Origin of the sequence: Microcoleus sp. A2-C3 (assembly GCF_036706065.1) — a bacterium.
GTDB lineage: Bacteria > Cyanobacteriota > Cyanobacteriia > Cyanobacteriales > Microcoleaceae > Microcoleus.
Genome location: NZ_JAUBVX010000006.1, coordinates 140,030 through 157,514 on the forward strand (window position 1 = coordinate 140,030; position 17,485 = coordinate 157,514).

Genomic DNA, 17,485 nt, shown 5'->3' on the forward strand with positions numbered 1-17,485 from the left:
TATACGTTTAATCGAACTCAAAAGTAAAAAAGTATGCAATCAAATTCCTTTAGTAGAGAAGATGAAAATTCTGAAAAATCAACAGCTCAAAATTACTGGGAATCTAACCCAACAGCCGTAATTGTAAAGGACGGTTACTGGTTATCTAATCCGATTATTGAAAAAACTGTAAATCATCGGCTATCAGGTGGACAAACAGAAGGTTACTGGTTAAGCTGGCTAGTAAATAAATTCTTCAAAGATCGAAGGTTTGATAATCTTTTGTCTATTGGTTGCGGAGTTGGAAATCACGAAATATTGATGGCTAAATTAGGATTGGCTACTCAAATTGATGCCTTTGATTTTTCGGAAAGTTCTTTAGAAATTGCGAGAAAAGATGCCGCCGCCGCGGGAGTAGACATTAATTTTTATCAAGATGACTTTAATTTGTTTGTTTTAGATAAAGATCAAAAATACGATATCGTTTTTTGCTCTGGTTCGCTGCATCACGTCAAAGAAATAGAACGATGCTTATCAACCATTCAGAAATGTTTAAAACCGAATGGATATTTTATTGTCAACGAATACATCGGAGATTGCTATAATATATATAATAAAAATCAACTCGATTTGATTAACCGCATTTACAAATGTTTTCACTACACGCTCAGGTCAGGAACAACTGAAACATTTGCTGGCCCAAGTATTGAGCAAGTATTTGTGAAAGATCCTTCGGAAGCAGTCAGATCAAAGCTGATACTTCCTTTCTTGAAATTCTATTTTGATGTAGAACTTTTGAATCAAGCAGGTGGGGGATTGCTTCACGAAATGTATCCTTTGTTAGATCACTATCAACTTTCTGATGGCTCTCCAAAGAGTGAAATAATTGTCAAATTATTGCTGGAGGTTGAGAAAATCTTAATGGATTTGCCGGGAGGACTCTCAAGTGATTTTTGTTTGTGTATTCTGAGACATAAAAAACCGAAAACAATGGAAATAATACAGCCTAAAATAGATTACGAAGGGGCATGGGACAGCTACGCCGAAGAATGGAAAGATAATCATCCTGAACTCGCTTATTTGGGCGATGAATGGGTGGGAAAAGGTGCGGGTGCGGCTAATTCCTTAGCGGAATACGAAGCGCTGATCGAACAGGAATTTATTGCACCGTATATCAAAAAAGAACATACGGTTTTAGAAATTGGGATCGGTGGCGGGAAAACTGGTTCGCTATTGCTACAATATTGCGATCGCCTAATTTGTGCCGACATTTCCACTCAAATGCTGCAAGCCGCCCGATCGCGCTTGGGAGACGATCGCGTTTCCTACGTCAAACTCGACGGTTTAACATTAGACGGCCTCACCCCCGGTGCAGCCGATGTATGCTTTTGCTACGATACAATGGTACATGTAGAACCGGTAGACATATTCAACTACCTAACACGCATTCCCAAACTGCTGCGGGGCGATCGCATTTGCGTCTTTCACCACGGCAACATTCTCAGCGATTTGGGTTGGCAAAAATTCGCCGGCGAGTGGGACAAAAACTTACTGGGACGCAGAGATGGCACTGCATTCTCAGTAATGACTGATACAATCATGGAAAAATTTCTCAACCATTTAAACTATGAAATTATCCTAAAAAATACATCTTCAGTACCGCGAGATTGCGTCTGGATCTGCAAAGCGCCCCCCTACAAGGAGTAAAATTAAAGCTTTTACTCGCAGTTAAATACTGAATTTCTACTAACAACTGCCAACCCAACGACTGCGCAATCGGGCCAACTGACAACTAACAACTCCCAACTGCCAACTGCCAACTCCCAACTGCCAACTGCCAACTGCCAAATGAAAGCATTATTTCTCCATCCCAACTTCCCCGCCCAATACCGCCACATTATCACGGCTTTAGGCGCAGATCCCAAAAATCAAGTTGTTTTCGGCACTAAAAACGAGCGTCCCGAATGGAACATTCCCGGAGTTCGTAAAGCAGCATTTACCCCCAGCCGCGAACCCAACGCCCAGACTCACCAATACGTCCGCCCTTTAGAAAGTGCAGTTATCTATGGACAAGCCGTATTTAGAATGGCAGAACAACTCAAAGCAGACGGTTTTGTACCCGATGTGATTTGCGGACATTCTGGTTGGGGGCCGACACTGTTTGTCAAAGAAGCTTTTCCCAATACGCCACTTTTGTGTTATTTCGAGTGGTTTTATCACTCCATTGGTTCCGATGCAGATTTCGATCCGGCGGAACCTTTAACAGTTGACGACATGGCAAGAATTAGAATCAAAAATGCGCCGATTCTGATCGATTTATACTCTTGTGATTGGGGTTTGTCGCCGACATATTGGCAGCGATCGCAATTTCCGCCAGAATTACAACAAAAATTGTCCGTACTCCACGACGGCGTAGATACAGATTACTTCAAGCCAGACCCCGGTGCTAAACTGGTTTTGCCTAACTTAGACTTGTCCGGTGTTGATGAAATTGTCACCTACGTATCGCGGGGAATGGAACCTTATCGGGGCTTTCCAGAGTTCATTGAGTCGATCGCCTATGTGCAAGAACGCCGCCCCAACTGTCACGTTGTAGTTGTTGGTTCAGACAGAGTTTGTTATGGTCGTTCTTTACCAAACGGCGAGTCTTATAAAGACCATATGCTCAAAAAAGTGCCGCTAGATATGTCGCGAGTGCACTTTGTCGGGCCGCTACCTTATGGACTGTATTTAAAAGTAATTCAAGCATCCGACGTACACGTTTATTTAACCAGACCTTTCGTGCTATCTTGGTCGATGATTGAATCTCTATCGGCAGGATGTTTAGTAATCGGTTCGGATACCGGGCCGGTGAGAGAAGTGATCCGCGATGGAGAAAACGGTTTAATCGTCGATTACTTCTCGCCGAAACAAGTAGCCGATCGCATCGATGAAGTTTTAGACCATCCTACCCGCATGGCAGAAATTCGCGTCAAGGCTCGTCAAACCGCCCTAGAACGCTATAGTTTAGCGAAAATGTTGCCGCAGCACCTACAACTGATTGAACAGGTAGCAAATCGCTCGATGCCGCCTACAGTTGGTATGCAGCCAGAACGGGAATTAGCCGCATCTTTTGGAGTGAGAATTTAGCAGGAAACTATTGTGGGGTGGGCACGCGAGTCCGCCCCGAAAAAGTCGCAACAGTCGGCGGTTGAAAGAGACTGTTGTCGAATTTAAAAAGCGTGAACAATCAATGCAACAATATTCGTAGGGTGTGTCGCCATCGATTGTACTTATTCAAACTGAATGTTTTGACAACAGACTAAAGATTTTTCCCCTTGTAGGTTCTTGTAGGGGCTGGTTTAGCGTAGAATCTATGATAAAAACGAGTTTATGAGTGCAAAAACCGCCCTCCCTATGTAGGGCTTGCTGAATAGAACTAGAAGCTATGACTGTCAAGGGTTTCAAAATTTTTAAACACAAAAAAGTGCAAGGTTATGACGTTTTTTGGCTCAAAATCCTTGGATTTCGGTGGAAAATTGTGGAGTAAATTTGGGAACCCATCTCCGAATCTCCCATTTTTCAAGCTGTTTGGCACCTAGATTCGATTTGTGGACTTTTTCAGCAAGCCCTATGTAATATTTTATGTAATATTTATCGGTAACTTATTCAAACAAAATTTAAGCGCATTTACCAGCAGAGAAACATGGATTTAGAGCCAAAAAACCAAGACCAGCAGCATCCGCAATATAAACGTGATCGAGCTACCGTCGATAGTTTATTAGACAAAGAAGCAACCGATCGCAATTTATCAGAATTAGCAAGATTAATCATTCGCTACCGAGGATTTCCCGGCGCTAGAGATATCCAAGCAGACTTAAAAAAAGCCCTGCAACAATGGAATCATACTGAAGAAACTCTTTACGAACAAACCCGTAAAATTCACGCTACAGGTGAAGTTTACAGGCTGCAAAAAAGTGACCAAGAAGATTGGGCTTAATCAAGTCTTCAACCTGCGGAGGCGGGTGAAAGTTTGTGTAGACGCGGTTTCAACCGCCGTCTTATCTAAATGTTCATTGGTGTCAACTTAAGACTAAAACCCTTGATAAGTCTCGTTTGTAGCCTATGCCAGATCCCCCTAAATCCCCCTTAAGAAGGGGGACTTTGAGTTCTTCTTGTCCCCCTCTTGTTAAGAGGGATTTAGGGGGATCTGGTCTTAGTCGCCAAACAGCAGTCTATGAATACGTTTGACGTTAAGTTGACACCTATGAACAATGTTGTGTCCCTACAAATCCCCTCTAAACCATCTCCGGCGAAACCTGCATTGCCGGCTGCGGCTGGAACTGGAACAGCGAATAAACCACATTCCGGCGAATATCCGTCATCATGTCCAAAAACAACTCGTAACCTTCAGTTTTGTACTCGATTAACGGGTCTTTCTGGCCGTAACCACGCAGGCCCACAGACTCGCGCAAAGCATCCATTTGCTGCAAGTGTTCCCGCCACAAAGTATCAATTTGCTGCAAAATAAAGAACCGCTCAGCATCGCGCATCAATTCGGATCGGATGGCATTAACTTCCGCTTCCTTCATGTCGTAAGCATTGCGGACTTGTTCGTGGAGGAAAGTTTTAGTTTCTTCAACTGACAAATCTTCTAATTGATCCGGAGTCATGTCAGCCAACAGATAAACAAATTCCTTCACCTTGCTGACAAGTTTGTCGAGTTCCCATTCTTCCGAAGGCAAATCGGGATTGATGTATGCTCCCACGATGTCGTCCATCGTTTGTTCTGCATATTTAATTACCTGTTCCTTCGAGTCCAAACCTTCCAATACTCGGCGACGTTCTGCATAGATGGCTCGACGCTGATTGTTCATCACTTCGTCGTATTCAAATACCTGCTTACGGATGTCGTAATAGTAGGTTTCGACTTTTTTCTGAGCACCTTCGAGGGAACCGGTTAGCATTCGAGATTCGATCGGCATATCTTCCTCAACACCGAAAGCCTTCATCAAACCAGCCACCCGTTCGCCGCCAAAAATTCTGAGCAAATTGTCTTCCAAACTCAAGAAAAACCGCGTAGAACCGGGGTCTCCTTGCCGTCCCGCCCTGCCCCGCAACTGATTGTCAATCCGGCGCGATTCGTGGCGTTCGGTACCGATAACGTGCAGGCCACCCAACTGCACCACTTCATCGTGTTCGGTGCTGGTAAAGGCATCGTACTCGCTGCGAGTTACATTGTAAGCTTCCCGCAATTTTTGAATTACGATGTCTTTTGTTGGTGCTTTTTCCGAGGCTACAGCCACGATATCATCGGCTTGTAATTCCGAGAGCGATCGCTCCCCGTACTCTTTCACCGCCAATTCCACCGAAGCTTTCAGCAGTTGCTCAGCATTTTTCGATAGCTGCGTCGGGAAAATCTGCGCCGAAGCTTTCCAAGACTTGCCTTTTTTCGCAGTTTGACCAAAACCTTGAGCTGCGGGGCGGCCGCCAATACCGGGCACTTGCACCAGCGAAAAGCCTTCTCCATCTTCGGGCTGGACGATTCTGGGCATCAAATACTCGCGCAACTTGAGGCGGCCCATGTACTCAGAATTACCGCCCAGAATGATGTCTGTACCGCGTCCTGCCATGTTCGTGGCGATCGTCACAGCACCTTTGCGTCCAGCTTGAGCGATAATTTCCGACTCCCGCTCGACATTTTCCGGTTTAGCATTCAGCAAATTGTGAGGAATTTTGCGTTCCTGGAGCAGCCGCGACAGCAACTCCGACTTTTCAACGCTTGTCGTGCCCACCAGCACCGGCCGACCGATCTCGTGCATTTCTGCGCATTCTTGGGCGATCGCATTCCACTTACCGGCCTCCGCCTTGTAAACCATATCTGAAAGGTCGCCACGGCTCGGAATCCGGTTAGTGGGAATCAATGTGACTTCCAGACTATAAATTTTCTCAAATTCTGTCTCCTCAGTCTTCGCCGTCCCAGTCATCCCCGACAACTTCGGATACAGCAAAAAGAAATTCTGATAAGTAATAGTCGCTAGCGTCTGAGTTTCCGGCTGAATTTCCGCCCGTTCCTTCGCTTCTATAGCCTGGTGCAAACCGTCACTCCAGCGCCTTCCCGGCATCACCCGGCCTGTGAATTCATCGACAATCACCACTTCGCGATCGGCATTGACGATGTAGTTAATATCCTTAATAAACAATTCCTTCGCCTTAATCGCATTAAAAATGTAATGCGCCCAAGGGTCAGCCGGGTCGTACAAATCCGTAACGCCTAACAAATTCTCAGCTTCACCAAACCCTTCATCGGTCAACAGCACATTCCGCGCCTTTTCGTCAACCTCGTAATGTTCCTCATTTTCCTTTCTCAGAGCAGCAGCCACCTCAGCCGCCCGGAGGTATTTCTCGCTGGGGCGTTCCACCTGACCCGAAATAATTAGTGGTGTTCTTGCCTCATCAATCAGCACCGAGTCAACCTCGTCAATCACGCAGAAATTAAAAGGACGCTGGACGACATCTTCCATGATAGTAGCCATGTTGTCCCGCAGATAATCAAAGCCGACTTCGCTGTTAGTGGCGTAGGTAATATCGCAGCTATAATTTTTCTTTCGTTCCACCTGATCCATGCCCTGCTGAATCAGTCCCACAGTCAATCCCAGGAAGCGGTGCACTTGTCCCATCCATTCCGCGTCCCGTCTTGCGAGATAATCGTTGACGGTGATGATGTGTACGCCTTTACCTTTGAGGCCGTTTAGGTAAGCCGGCAGCGTCGCCACCAAAGTTTTGCCTTCACCGGTTTTCATTTCGGCAATTTGGCCTTTGTGCAGGATGATGCCGCCGAGGAGTTGGACATCAAAGTGGCGCATTCCCAAAACCCGCTGTCCCGCTTCCCGCACCACTGCAAAAGCTTCTGGCAAGATTTCGTCTAGGATTTCTTTCTCTTCGTTGAGAGATTTAGCTTTTGCCAGACGTTCTTGAAACTCCGCCGTTTTGCCTCTCAGGTCGTCGTCTGAGAGGGAGTGGAAGTCTTCTTCCAAGATATTGATATCAGCTACCCAAGGCTGAAATTTTCTAAGTTTGCGCGCGTTGGGATCGCCTAGGAGATTTTTAAACATGGCAGGAGAGGCAGATTTTTAATAATTTAGCTATTAGGTTTCAGGGTTACGGGCTGTAGTGTTAGCCACAACATATACCCTCCCCGATTGTAGCAACCATTGGCTGTTGCAGGTCGTCGCGGCGGTCGATCGCGCGGAGTTAGGCTTGACAATGGCTCAGCTAGAGATAGTCGCAGGACGCACTCGACACATCGAAACCCGGTTGCTTGTGTCATACCTGTCGAGTGAATCTCAAATCGAAAAATGGAAAATCTCAAATCGACTGACGCATCCCACGACTACTCAGGCCGCGGTATTTCGCAAGTCAGGAAATCGTAGGCCATTTTCGTATTCGGAAAAATTGCCTGGGCTTCCTTGAGCAAATCATCTAGGACGATCGCATTTCCCGGAGCGTAACGCGGGCTAAAATGCGTCATAATTAACTGTTTCGCCCCGGCTAGCAAAGCAACTTGAGCCGCCATTGTTGAGGTTGAATGCAGGCGATCGAAAGCCATTTGAGCATCTTGATGGGCAAAAGTCGCTTCGTGCACCAACAAATCAGCATCCTTCGCCAATGCCACCGCGCTGTCACAAAAAACCGTGTCAGTACAATACACAAATTTGCGCCCAACTTGATCCGGCCCACAAAAATCAGTACCTTTAAACTGTCGCCCATCCGATAACTTTACGGTCTTTCCTTGTTTTAATTGGCCGTAAAGTGGCCCGGAAGGAATACCCACATCCTTCGCTTTTTCGACATCAAAATGTCCCGGCCGGTCTTTCTCGGTGACACGATAACCAAAAGCAGTTACTCGGTGTTTCAAAGGAGCGCAACTAACAATATATTCGTCATCTTCATAGATGACTCCCTCGTGACTTTTGTGCACCTTCACCGGGTAAGAAAAATGAGTTTGAGAATAGCGAACGCCAGCTTGCAAATATTCTTCAAGTCCCGGAGGCCCATAAAGATCGATGCGCTTGACATTCCCCGCCAAACCGCAGCTAGCCATCAAACCCATTAAGCCGAAAATGTGGTCGCCGTGCAGGTGAGTGATGAAAATGCGGCTCAGTTGGCTGACTTTGAGCTCGCTGCGGAGAAACTGGTGCTGAGTTCCTTCCCCGCAGTCAAACAGCCAGAGTTCCGCTCGCTGGGGCAAGCGGAGGGCGATGCTGGAAACGTTGCGCGATCGCGTGGGGACGCCGGAGCTAGTTCCGAGAAATGTAATCTGCAAGAGTCAAATCACCTCAATTAAATCTTAAAAAATATGTTACAAATATCCAGGGTGCGGTCAATCCGACATAAAGGAAATATTCGCAGGCAGGAACCGGGATAAATCGCTGTTGCTGCTAGCATCTAGTCGCTCCAATCATTTTGACTAGCGCACAAAGTGCCAAACCCAATTCTAACGTTTTCTTTCTGCGGTTCCGCTTCCTTTTTCCCGAACCGAACCTTGGTCTTAAAAATTCTCAAACTCATATAGCACAAGAGGAAATTTTTCAAATGCAGTCAGGAGTGTTCTTTGGTTCCATTGTTTCGACATTAAAAAAACGCTATTTTTGGATTTCGCTGTTGTTGTGGCTGGTCATGGTGGCCCCAGCACAGGCTGCGCTGATTTTGCGAGTTGCGGTACAAGACGGGACAAGTCAGATTAAGGTCGGCAGTTCTACTAAGGCTGCAATCCGCGACGGTAGCGGGCGCAATTTGGGCGAACTGTCGGCAAATAGTTCTCAGTCGGCTCAATTTCGATCGGGAACTGTGGCAATTGGCCGCTGGGCTGCCAATCAAATTTGGATCGAGCCGACGGGGAACGGTTATGTTTGGATTGGCGATCGATGGTATCGCGGACGCACCCTTGTAGTTCCCGAAAAAGGAGCCTTGACTGCGGTCAACTACGTCGATATCGAACAGTATCTCTACAGCGTTCTCGGCGCCGAAATGAGTGGCAATTGGCCTCAAGAGGCTTTGAAAGCCCAAGCAGTCGCCGCCCGTTCCTACGCTCTCCACCAGCGCCTCAAAAGCGAAACCGACCTTTACGATGTGGACGACACTCAATCATCGCAGGTTTACAAAGGACTGCAAACAGAATCTTCGGGTACTTATAGCGCAGTCGATGCTACCGCAGGTCAAGTTCTCGCCTACAACGGTCAGATTATTCTAGCCGTTTTCCACTCGGCATCTGGCGGACATACCGAAAATGTTGAGGATGTTTGGACGGAATCCCTGCCTTACCTGCGCGGTGTTCCTGACTTCGACCAAGGCGCGCCGGTTTACCAGTGGAAAGAAAACTTTTCCCGCGCTCAAATGAGCAGCAAGATTTCGGGCGTCGGTAACGTAATCTCGATGAAGCCAGAACGCACTACCGCTTACGGCAGCGTTTTGTCCATGAAAGTAGTCGGAGATGGTGGTTCTAGGGTGATGACTGGCGCGGATTTACGTCGGGTTCTAAATTTGAGGAGTACCCGCTTTACCGTGATTCCTCAGTACGGCGGGATTGTTAGTGGGAGAAATGGCGGGCAGCCTCCTAAGGGTTTTCAAGTTGCTGGTAAAGGTTTCGGTCACGCTGTGGGGATGAGTCAGTGGGGGGCTTACAATTTGGCTAGACAGGGATACGGCTACCAGCAGATTTTGTTGCACTATTACCGGGGCGCTGCTTTGGCTAGAATTGCTGTGCAGTAACTGCTGGGAAGAAGGAAGAGGGAAGAGGGAAGAAGGAAGAAGGAAGAGGGAAGAAGGAAGAGGGAAGAAGGAAGAGGGAAGAGGGAAGAGGGAAGAATAATTCCCAATTCCCAATTTCCAATTACTAATGACTAATGACTAATGACTAACTAAATTAAGGATTTCTATGCAAAAGTGGGAGTATTTATTGGTGGATGCGAATATGTATCCTTTTGGAAATAAGCTAATTAGTTTATATGTAAATGGTGAAGAAATGCGAGATTGGAAACAAGGCTCGCTGCATCTATTTGTTAATCAATTGGGGGAGGAAGGGTGGGAACTTGTGGCTCTCCGCCACGACTCGAAGTATGACCAAAATTGTTTGATTTTTAAACGCCCTAAAATTGTTAAAAAAACTCGGATCACGAAAATTTCAGAGCTCAATAAAAATTGAAATTTTGTACCATTTTTAGCAACTGGCTAGAAGCCAGTTCCACAATAAAGATATTGGATTGTGGAACGGGCATCTTGTCTGTTCTGAACTGGCTAGAAGCCAGTTCCACCATAAAGATATTGGATTGTGGCAAAGGTTCTCAAAAAAGTCAGGTATGTCCTATGCCCTATGTCCTATGCCCTATGCCCTATGCCCTATGCCGTTCGCGTACCTCATCTTTCTGAGAAGGGCTATATTATGAGTTGTCCGATCGCCCAATTCGCCGCTGCCATTCGGCATCTATTTTTGCTGACTGTTCTAGTTCTTGTTGAGTTAATTCGGTTTCTGTGGTATAAGCTAAGTCTTCTCCAGTCAGAACGTTTTCGGCTGCAAATTCCTGAGCGTAGGCCAGTTTTTGCTGCAAGTTGGCATCGGGTTGGTTTAATAACATGGCTCGCTGCTGTCGCTCTTGATTCCGAGCTTCTATCTGGCTATTTTTCCACTGAATCCAGAAGTAGCGAATTAAGGGAATTGTGAGAAATCCGACGCCGTAAATCAGTAGGATTGGATAAATACCGCTGACTAAACTGATAAATCCACCTGCGATCGCACTTTTAGTCAATAAATTCCCCAAAACTAACGCACCGACAAGATTTACGGCTCCCAACCCTGCTGCGAGCATGACTTGGCCGGAGCTAGCTTGGCTGAAACGCCACAGCATTTCTCGCAAATAAGCTGTTACTGGTTGAGCATTTTGCTGGGCGGCTGTGGTTTGCAATTGCGGAAAATGGTAGACTATTTGCCCTTCGGGACTGACTTCGGGGCGGCCGTCAAAACGCGCGAGAGCTGGTAACATATATTCTTCGTATTCTCGCGTGTATCCCTGTCCGAGATTGTCGAGATAGGGCGCAATTTGTTCGGCGGCGACGGCGCCTCGGTTGTTGCGAATTGCGGCGGCAATATCGCTCCACTTGCGCTCTTCTAGATTGTGATTGGGATTGCCATCTCCAAATATAAAGGAGAAAACTGCTTCCAGAAAACTCATCTGGGGTTTTTGGCCGGTTACGCGCGATCGCTGGTAGGAAGGTTCGTCATGGTTCCAGTAAAATATCCAGATTAAGTCGTTCCACAAGTAGGGAAAAAAGAAAAAGCTGCCCCCTCCATCTCCTCCGCCGCCGTCGCCTCCTCCGCCGCCTCCTCCTCCGTTATCGTTGTTGCTCATGCTGGAGAGTAAAAGCGTGATCGCCACAAAAATTAAGAGGATGGAAGCTACCAGCACTATGCCAAAAGATATCCGAATCAGGTAAAATAGAACTTTCCAGATTTTTTGCCACCATTCTTGCAACTGCAAGCGCAAAAATTTGTTTCGCAAAATATCTCGAAAGTTGTTGGGAAATATGTAGGCAATGTCGCCGGATTCTGCTACTTGCAGGTTGCCGCCTGCTTCGGAGGCGAGGGTTAACAGTTCTCGTTGGGCAAAATTGACATCTAATCCAGCTTTTGCCGCCACGTCTCCAACCGTAACGCGGTAGCCAAGTTGTTCGACGGCTTGCATAATGGTGGGATTCGGAGCCATAGGTTTCTCTCTGTGAAAATTACCCGTTGTTTTTATTATATTGCGGGAATTGGAGCTGGTGAAGGTCGATCGGGCTTCTCATTTTTTTTGCTGTCGCCCTTGACTTGGGAGCCAAATATTGCTATCGTTCTCGGCGATCGCCCGCATAGCCGGAAAATAGGTTAAAGAAATGTGGTTTTTTTTGCAAGTCTGACAATAGTTCTTTAAAATAGATGGGACTTGCGCGAGCCCGGCCTCGCAAGCGCGTGTTTTCAGGTTTGCAGTTGTGTCTCATCAGCCTTTGCAAGCGTCCTCGGCGCAAATCTCAACCCAAACAGTTGCAAAACTCTTAATAGGAAAACTTTACAGGCTAATTTTTCTGATTAGCCACTAACCCAAAAATTGAATTATGCCAAGAACTCAACGCAACGATAACTTTATTGACAAAAGTTTCACAGTAATGGCCGATATCATTCTGAAGATTATGCCGGCGAAAAAGCAGGCTAAGGAAGCTTTTGCTTATTATCGGGATGGTATGTCGGCTCAAGCTGATGGCGAATATGCTGAAGCGCTGGACAATTATCATGAAGCGCTGAAGATTGAGGAAGATCCTTACGATCGCAGTTATGTCTTGTACAATATGGCCCTAATCCATACTAGCAACGGCGAACACGATAAAGCTTTGGAGTATTACAGCGAAGCGCTTGAACTGAATCCGAGAATGCCACAAGCGCTGAATAATATTGCTGTGATTTATCACTATCAAGGGGAAAGGGAGAAGGAAGCTGGCAATATTGAAGGGGCGGAAGGGCTGTTTGACAAAGCTGCGGATTATTGGAAGGAGGCTATTCGCTTGGCGCCCAACAATTACATTGAGGTGCAAAATTGGCTGAAAACAACAGGGCGATCGCAGATTGATGTGTATTTTTAACTATGATAGGAATGGGGCATGGGGCATGGGGCATGGGGCATGGGGCATAGTTAATAGTTAGTAGTTAATAGTTAGTAGTTTCTCTAATAACAAATAACAAATAACAAATAACCAATTCCCAATTTCCTATGCCCTATGCCCTATGCCCTATGCCCAATTCCCAATTACCGATTTTTATGATTGATAGAGAAGAAGTTCGGAAAGTAGCGAATTTAGCCAGATTGGAATTAACACCTGAAGAAGAAGAGCAGTTTACTGGTCAACTGAACGGTATTTTGGATTATTTTGAACAGTTGAGTGAACTGGATACGAGTAAGGTAAAGCCGACAACGCGGGCGATCGATGTTAGTAATGTCATGCGAGCGGATGATTTGCAACCTTTTGCTAACGGAGAGAGTATTTTGGCTGGTGCTCCCGATCGCGATGGTGAGTTTTTCAAAGTCCCTAAAATTATGTAGGGTGGAAGTAGAACTCTTTCAATCGCCGACTGTGATGTATTTTGTGTCAGAATCCCCAACCAAAATCGTTTATTTGGTTGGGGATTTTTTAAACTCGATCGCCCGCGCCAACAAAAACAGGACTTACGCAGAACAGATACTCCCATTGTCCGCGCGCGAGTTAAGCAATGACAGAAATAGCTTGTAAGTCATCAAAAACTAGCGCCGACGATCGCAAAAATCAAGGAGAAGGAGACAGTTCCCACACCTTAATCGTGTCGTCATAACTGCCGCTGATCAAAGTTTTGTCTTGAGGGTTAAAAGCCAATTCCACCCAAGTCGAATGACCTTTCAGTGTGCCCTGTTCCCCGCCATCCATCGCCCACAGCTTGATAGTTCCGCTCAAATCGCCGCTGGCTAGCGTCGCACCGTCGGGACTGAAAGCTAGAGACTGAATTCGATCGGTATGACCGCTAAAAGTCACCTCACCCGACGGTTCGGGCCCGTGATCCGTGGTGATATCCCAAACCCTCACCGTATTGTCCCAGCCGCCACTTGCCAAAATTTTACCGTCCGGGTTGATGGTCAGCGCCGAAACAGCATCAACATGACCCGTGAGAGTGGCTTGGAATTCCCCAGTCTTCCAATTCCACATCTTAATCGTACCGTCGCCGTTGCCAGTAAACAGAGTGTCTTTATAGGAACTGAAAGCCACTGAATGCACTTCGTCTGTAATCCCTTTGAGAGTTTGCAACTCGGCCCCGCCTTCAACTTGCCACAGTTTCAAAGTATTGTCTTTGCCGACACTGGCGAGGGCTTGGCCGTCGGGACTGAACACCACCGAGAACACCCCGTCTGTGTGTCCGTCCAACGTCCGAATTAACTGGCCAGAATAGAAATTCCACAGTTTAATCGTACCGTCAGCGCCGCCACTGGCGATCGTCCTGCCATCGGGACTCACTGCCACAGACCACACAGGTCCCAAATGTCCTCGTAAAACCTTGAGCACTTTGCCGTGACGCTTGTGCAGCAGGAGAATTGTGCCGTCATTGTTCCCGCTGACGATGACGCGGCCGTTGGGAGTGACTGCTACCGCCCACACCGGATTTTTGTCTTGATCCACCAGAGTCCGCACTGCGGGCCGTGACAGCGATGGCTCAGTGTTGAAATTCTGCATGGGGGGCGGGTCGAACCGAATGTCGGGAATGCTAGAAACAGGCTCACCAGCAGTGAAAGCCTCTGATACGGGAGATGACAAGCGAGAACCCAGCACTACTGAAATCAAGGCAAGTACGGTTCCCCCCCACAAAGCTAAAGTCCACTTGGGTTTGCTGACAATCACCTCTATCGGTGTCGGGCCGTATTTCATGTCTGTGAGAATTGCTTCGATCGATCGATAGCGTTTTGATGGTTCTCGCTGCACCATTTTATCCAGGATGCGGCCGAGTCTGCCCGAAACTGGTACTTTCAAATAATGCCTCCAGGCCCAAGCGTCGGCTTTGATGTCAAACAAATCAAAGGGCGACATTCCCGTTAACAAGTGAATGCAAGTCACGCCCAAACTGTAGATGTCGCTGCTCTTAATTGCTTCACCTTTAATTTGTTCCGGCGCCGCGTATTCGGCAGAACCCGTCACCGTTTCTGTTTTCAGCGGCACGCTGTTGGCAGGAATTGCGGCGCCGAAATCGACCAAAACTAGCCCGGATTCTTCATCCCAAGAATGCAGGTGCTCTTTCTCGGCTATTGCTGCAGAGGTTTGGGAAGATTTGCGGTGAATAATATTGGACGGTTTGATATCTCGGTGAATCAGTTGATTTTCGTGCACAAGTTCCAGCACGGGTAACAACTCGCTCAGCAGATACCAAATGTGCATTTCTTTAAGAACACCTTTTTCCGAAAGCCGATCAGCCAAATTGCGGCCTTCGATGTATTCTTGCACTAAATACTGGCAGCCTTCGACTTCAAAAGATGCCAGCAGTTTCGGTATTTGGGGATGTTTACCCAACTCGTCGAGTCGCTCGGCCGAGCCGCGAAATGTCCGGTTTAGCTGTTTTTGACCGTCGGCGACTGCTGCTGAGCCGCAGAACTGTTGAATGACGCAGCGGGGTTGGGCTGGTTGGTCTTCATCGACTGCTAGGAAGGTGCCGCAAGCGAGACTTTGACCGAGGGTGTGAAAGACTCGGTAGCGGCCTTTGAGCAGCAAGTTTGACTCGCAACTTGTGCAGACTGTCGCGCGATCGAGATTTTGGGGATTCTGGCAATTGGGATTTATGCAGTAACTCATTTGTCTTTCCGCTGGAGACCCCCGTCCGACTTAAAGGGAGGAGTGGGGGAGGAAAGCGGGGCGGTGCGTGCCGCTTCCTGTGGACAAATTAAATAATTTGAATCTTTGCTTGATCATAATTGTTTCCGAGATTTTAGCCACAATTGCTTCTGTCGATCGCGCGTAAATTTTTGCTGACTTTCTTCCGAGAGAGGTTTAATAGGTCGATCGAACCGAGCTGTGAGATTACTCGGCTGGACTCGCTCTCAACGAATTAGGCTATACTGTCATTGCAGATACAGTAATTGCGGCGATGGAGTCAATCTCAAAGCTCAAATCGACTGAAAAATTGAAATTTTGGCAACTTCGGCCAAACTAACTAATAACTTTTAACTATTACTTATGCCCTTAATTCGCGTTGCCAAACCTTGGGAAATTCTCGACTCAGAAATTACCCCAGAAACAGCATTTTTCAACCGTCGCCGTTTCATGACCAATTTAATTGGCGCTGGCGTGACAGCTTCGCTGCTGCCGCTGACAGGCTGTCAAAGCAGTGATAGCTCAAAAACGGCTCTGGACAAAGGCTCAACCCAAGCATACGCGGGATTGAACCGGAATCCGGCTTTTGCAAAAGTCGATCGGGCAATTACCGACGAAGCCTTAGCTACAAAATACAACAACTTTTACGAATATGGCGGCACAAAATCTATTTGGCAAGCCGCTCAAGCTTTACCAACCGAAAACTGGAAAGTAGAAATAGGCGGTTTAGTCAAAAATCCCCGCACCTACGATATTGACGACCTCCACAAAAAATTCCCCATCGAAGAACGAGTTTATCGATTTCGCTGCGTAGAAGCCTGGTCGATGGTAGTTCCTTGGGTCGGATTTCCCATGAAATTACTCATGGCTGATGTCGAACCACAATCAAACGCTAAATTCGTTCGCTTCACCTCATTTTACGACTCAAAAATCACTCCCGGCCCCGGTTTGATGTCGCAATTTTATCCTTGGCCTTACACCGAAGGTATGCGAATTGAAGAAATGGCAAACGATTTAGCATTTTTTGCTACAGGTTTGTATGGGCGGCGGCTACCAAAACAAAATGGTGCGCCCCTGCGGCAAGTGATTCCGTGGAAATACGGTTTTAAGGGTGCGAAATCAATTGTAAAAATTGAATTTGTCGAAAAACAACCCGCCACTTTTTGGAATACCATCGGCCCCAACGAATACGCCTTTGAAGCAAACGTCGAACCCGACAAACCACACCCCAGATGGTCACAGGCTAGCGAACGGGTAGTCGGTCCCGGTAACAGTTGGTCGTGGGAAACTCGCCCAACTTTGCCCTATAACGGTTACGGCGAATATGTGGCAAGTCTTTACAGTTAATTAAGTCCGCTAGATATAATTTGAGGAACAGGCTTTGCGGCTTCTTCCTCACATAATTAATTTCTCTCCTTTCTCTTTCTCAGCCGTCTCTGCGTTCTCTGCGGTTAATTTAAAAAATCTTTTTTGTTCGCTTCATAAAAATGAAATACAGGACACGGCAGTGCCGTATCCCTACCCGATACCTGCACTATGTTTGTAAATTTTACCTTAAATTTGAGTCCATCGACTATAATGAAAATTGATGAAGCTACCAAGGAATTGTTAAATGGTAACAACAACATCAACTCCCGTCGAGCATCAAACAACCCCAGAAAATCGAGTTATTTTAAAAAGTGTCAGTTGGTCAACTTTTAAAGCATTGCTGGCAGATGTTGGGGACGATAGAGCTTGGAGAATTGCTTACGATGGAGGAGTATTAGAAATCCGAATGCCACTGGAAGAACACGAAGAACCCAAACGACTGATAGAAAGCTTTGTGGAAGCCATTGTAGATGATCTGGGAATTGAACTTAGGAGTCTGGGTTCGCTGACTCTTGAACGAGAAGATTTAACTCGCGCTGTCGAACCTGATTCCTGTTTCTACATTCAAAATGAATCTTTAGTTAGAGGCAGAAATATCAATTTGCCAAATGATCCGCCGCCGGATTTAGCAATAGAGTCAGATTACACGAATTCTTCTGTGAATAAGTTTACACTAGACCTCCTGCGAAAGTCTGATATAATTGTCAAATAAATAGAAGTTCAACGCATCAAAAATGAGTTACGAAAAAGT

Annotated in this window: 12 protein-coding genes and 1 pseudogene; 9 read left to right on the forward strand and 4 right to left on the reverse strand. The window is 46.6% G+C overall.

Annotated features, from left to right (window positions below; all coding sequences use genetic code 11):
• Positions 1–87: 87 nt before the first annotated feature.
• The 3 genes and pseudogenes from QUB66_RS05905 to QUB66_RS05915 all read left to right on the forward strand — a co-directional run.
• Positions 88–1,686: pseudogene (locus tag QUB66_RS05905) on the forward strand (class I SAM-dependent methyltransferase); the annotation flags it as partial.
• A 141-nt stretch (positions 1,687–1,827) separates the two neighbouring features.
• Positions 1,828–3,108 carry a glycosyltransferase family 4 protein gene (locus tag QUB66_RS05910; protein ID WP_265234118.1) on the forward strand — a complete coding sequence of 427 codons (1,281 nt, stop codon included), beginning with the start codon at positions 1,828–1,830 and terminating at the stop codon, positions 3,106–3,108.
• 556 nt (positions 3,109–3,664) lie between these two features.
• A complete protein-coding gene (locus tag QUB66_RS05915) occupies positions 3,665–3,958 on the forward strand; it encodes a DUF3288 family protein (protein ID WP_332966775.1) in 294 nt (97 codons plus the stop codon).
• A 298-nt stretch (positions 3,959–4,256) separates the two neighbouring features.
• Here the strand turns inward: QUB66_RS05915 and secA are convergent, their stop codons facing one another.
• A complete protein-coding gene (gene secA / locus QUB66_RS05920) occupies positions 4,257–7,073 on the reverse strand; it encodes a preprotein translocase subunit SecA (RefSeq protein ID WP_332966776.1) in 2,817 nt (938 codons plus the stop codon).
• A 278-nt stretch (positions 7,074–7,351) separates the two neighbouring features.
• Complete coding sequence (locus QUB66_RS05925; RefSeq protein WP_265234112.1) at positions 7,352–8,284, reverse strand: ribonuclease Z; 933 nt, start codon at positions 8,282–8,284, stop codon at positions 7,352–7,354.
• A 269-nt stretch (positions 8,285–8,553) separates the two neighbouring features.
• Here QUB66_RS05925 and QUB66_RS05930 point away from each other — a divergent pair, with 269 nt between their 5' ends.
• Positions 8,554–9,729, forward strand: a complete 1,176-nt coding sequence (locus tag QUB66_RS05930) for a SpoIID/LytB domain-containing protein (RefSeq protein WP_332966777.1) — start codon at positions 8,554–8,556, stop codon at positions 9,727–9,729.
• Positions 9,730–9,895: 166 nt separating this feature from the next.
• Positions 9,896–10,162 carry a hypothetical protein gene (locus QUB66_RS05935; RefSeq protein WP_332966778.1) on the forward strand — a complete coding sequence of 89 codons (267 nt, stop codon included), beginning with the start codon at positions 9,896–9,898 and terminating at the stop codon, positions 10,160–10,162.
• 235 nt (positions 10,163–10,397) lie between these two features.
• Here the strand turns inward: QUB66_RS05935 and QUB66_RS05940 are convergent, their stop codons facing one another.
• The gene (locus QUB66_RS05940; protein ID WP_332966779.1) at positions 10,398–11,717 is read right to left on the reverse strand and encodes a hypothetical protein; all 1,320 of its coding nucleotides are present in this window, start codon (positions 11,715–11,717) and stop codon (positions 10,398–10,400) included.
• A 388-nt stretch (positions 11,718–12,105) separates the two neighbouring features.
• On the opposite strand from QUB66_RS05940, the gene QUB66_RS05945 reads away from it, so the two are divergent.
• Positions 12,106–12,627 carry a photosystem I assembly protein Ycf3 gene (locus QUB66_RS05945; RefSeq protein WP_265234108.1) on the forward strand — a complete coding sequence of 174 codons (522 nt, stop codon included), beginning with the start codon at positions 12,106–12,108 and terminating at the stop codon, positions 12,625–12,627.
• A gap of 176 nt (positions 12,628–12,803) precedes the next feature.
• Positions 12,804–13,085, forward strand: coding sequence for an Asp-tRNA(Asn)/Glu-tRNA(Gln) amidotransferase subunit GatC (gatC, locus tag QUB66_RS05950; RefSeq protein WP_332966780.1), 282 nt, complete (start codon positions 12,804–12,806; stop codon positions 13,083–13,085).
• 220 nt (positions 13,086–13,305) lie between these two features.
• On the opposite strand, the gene QUB66_RS05955 is transcribed toward gatC, so the two are convergent.
• Positions 13,306–15,348: a serine/threonine-protein kinase gene (locus QUB66_RS05955; RefSeq protein WP_332966781.1), complete on the reverse strand. Its 2,043-nt coding sequence runs from the start codon at positions 15,346–15,348 to the stop codon at positions 13,306–13,308.
• 381 nt (positions 15,349–15,729) lie between these two features.
• Between QUB66_RS05955 and msrP the strand changes: the two genes are divergently transcribed.
• A complete protein-coding gene (msrP, locus tag QUB66_RS05960; protein ID WP_265234106.1) occupies positions 15,730–16,713 on the forward strand; it encodes a protein-methionine-sulfoxide reductase catalytic subunit MsrP in 984 nt (327 codons plus the stop codon).
• A gap of 265 nt (positions 16,714–16,978) precedes the next feature.
• Positions 16,979–17,446, forward strand: coding sequence for a Uma2 family endonuclease (locus tag QUB66_RS05965; RefSeq protein WP_332966782.1), 468 nt, complete (start codon positions 16,979–16,981; stop codon positions 17,444–17,446).
• The last annotated feature ends 39 nt before the right edge of the window (positions 17,447–17,485 follow it).

Bases quoted from the DNA above. Each gene is read 5' to 3' on its own strand.
- QUB66_RS05915 (WP_332966775.1), top strand. From the start codon at position 3,665: ATGGATTTAGAGCCAAAAAACCAAGACCAGCAGCATCCGCAATATAAA.
- QUB66_RS05935 (WP_332966778.1), top strand. From the start codon at position 9,896: ATGCAAAAGTGGGAGTATTTATTGGTGGATGCGAATATGTATCCTTTT.
- QUB66_RS05955 (WP_332966781.1), bottom strand. From the start codon at position 15,348: ATGAGTTACTGCATAAATCCCAATTGCCAGAATCCCCAAAATCTCGAT.
- QUB66_RS05910 (WP_265234118.1), top strand. From the start codon at position 1,828: ATGAAAGCATTATTTCTCCATCCCAACTTCCCCGCCCAATACCGCCAC.
- msrP (WP_265234106.1), top strand. From the start codon at position 15,730: ATGCCCTTAATTCGCGTTGCCAAACCTTGGGAAATTCTCGACTCAGAA.
- QUB66_RS05945 (WP_265234108.1), top strand. From the start codon at position 12,106: ATGCCAAGAACTCAACGCAACGATAACTTTATTGACAAAAGTTTCACA.
- QUB66_RS05930 (WP_332966777.1), top strand. From the start codon at position 8,554: ATGCAGTCAGGAGTGTTCTTTGGTTCCATTGTTTCGACATTAAAAAAA.
- QUB66_RS05965 (WP_332966782.1), top strand. From the start codon at position 16,979: ATGGTAACAACAACATCAACTCCCGTCGAGCATCAAACAACCCCAGAA.
- QUB66_RS05940 (WP_332966779.1), bottom strand. From the start codon at position 11,717: ATGGCTCCGAATCCCACCATTATGCAAGCCGTCGAACAACTTGGCTAC.
- gatC (WP_332966780.1), top strand. From the start codon at position 12,804: ATGATTGATAGAGAAGAAGTTCGGAAAGTAGCGAATTTAGCCAGATTG.
- secA (WP_332966776.1), bottom strand. From the start codon at position 7,073: ATGTTTAAAAATCTCCTAGGCGATCCCAACGCGCGCAAACTTAGAAAA.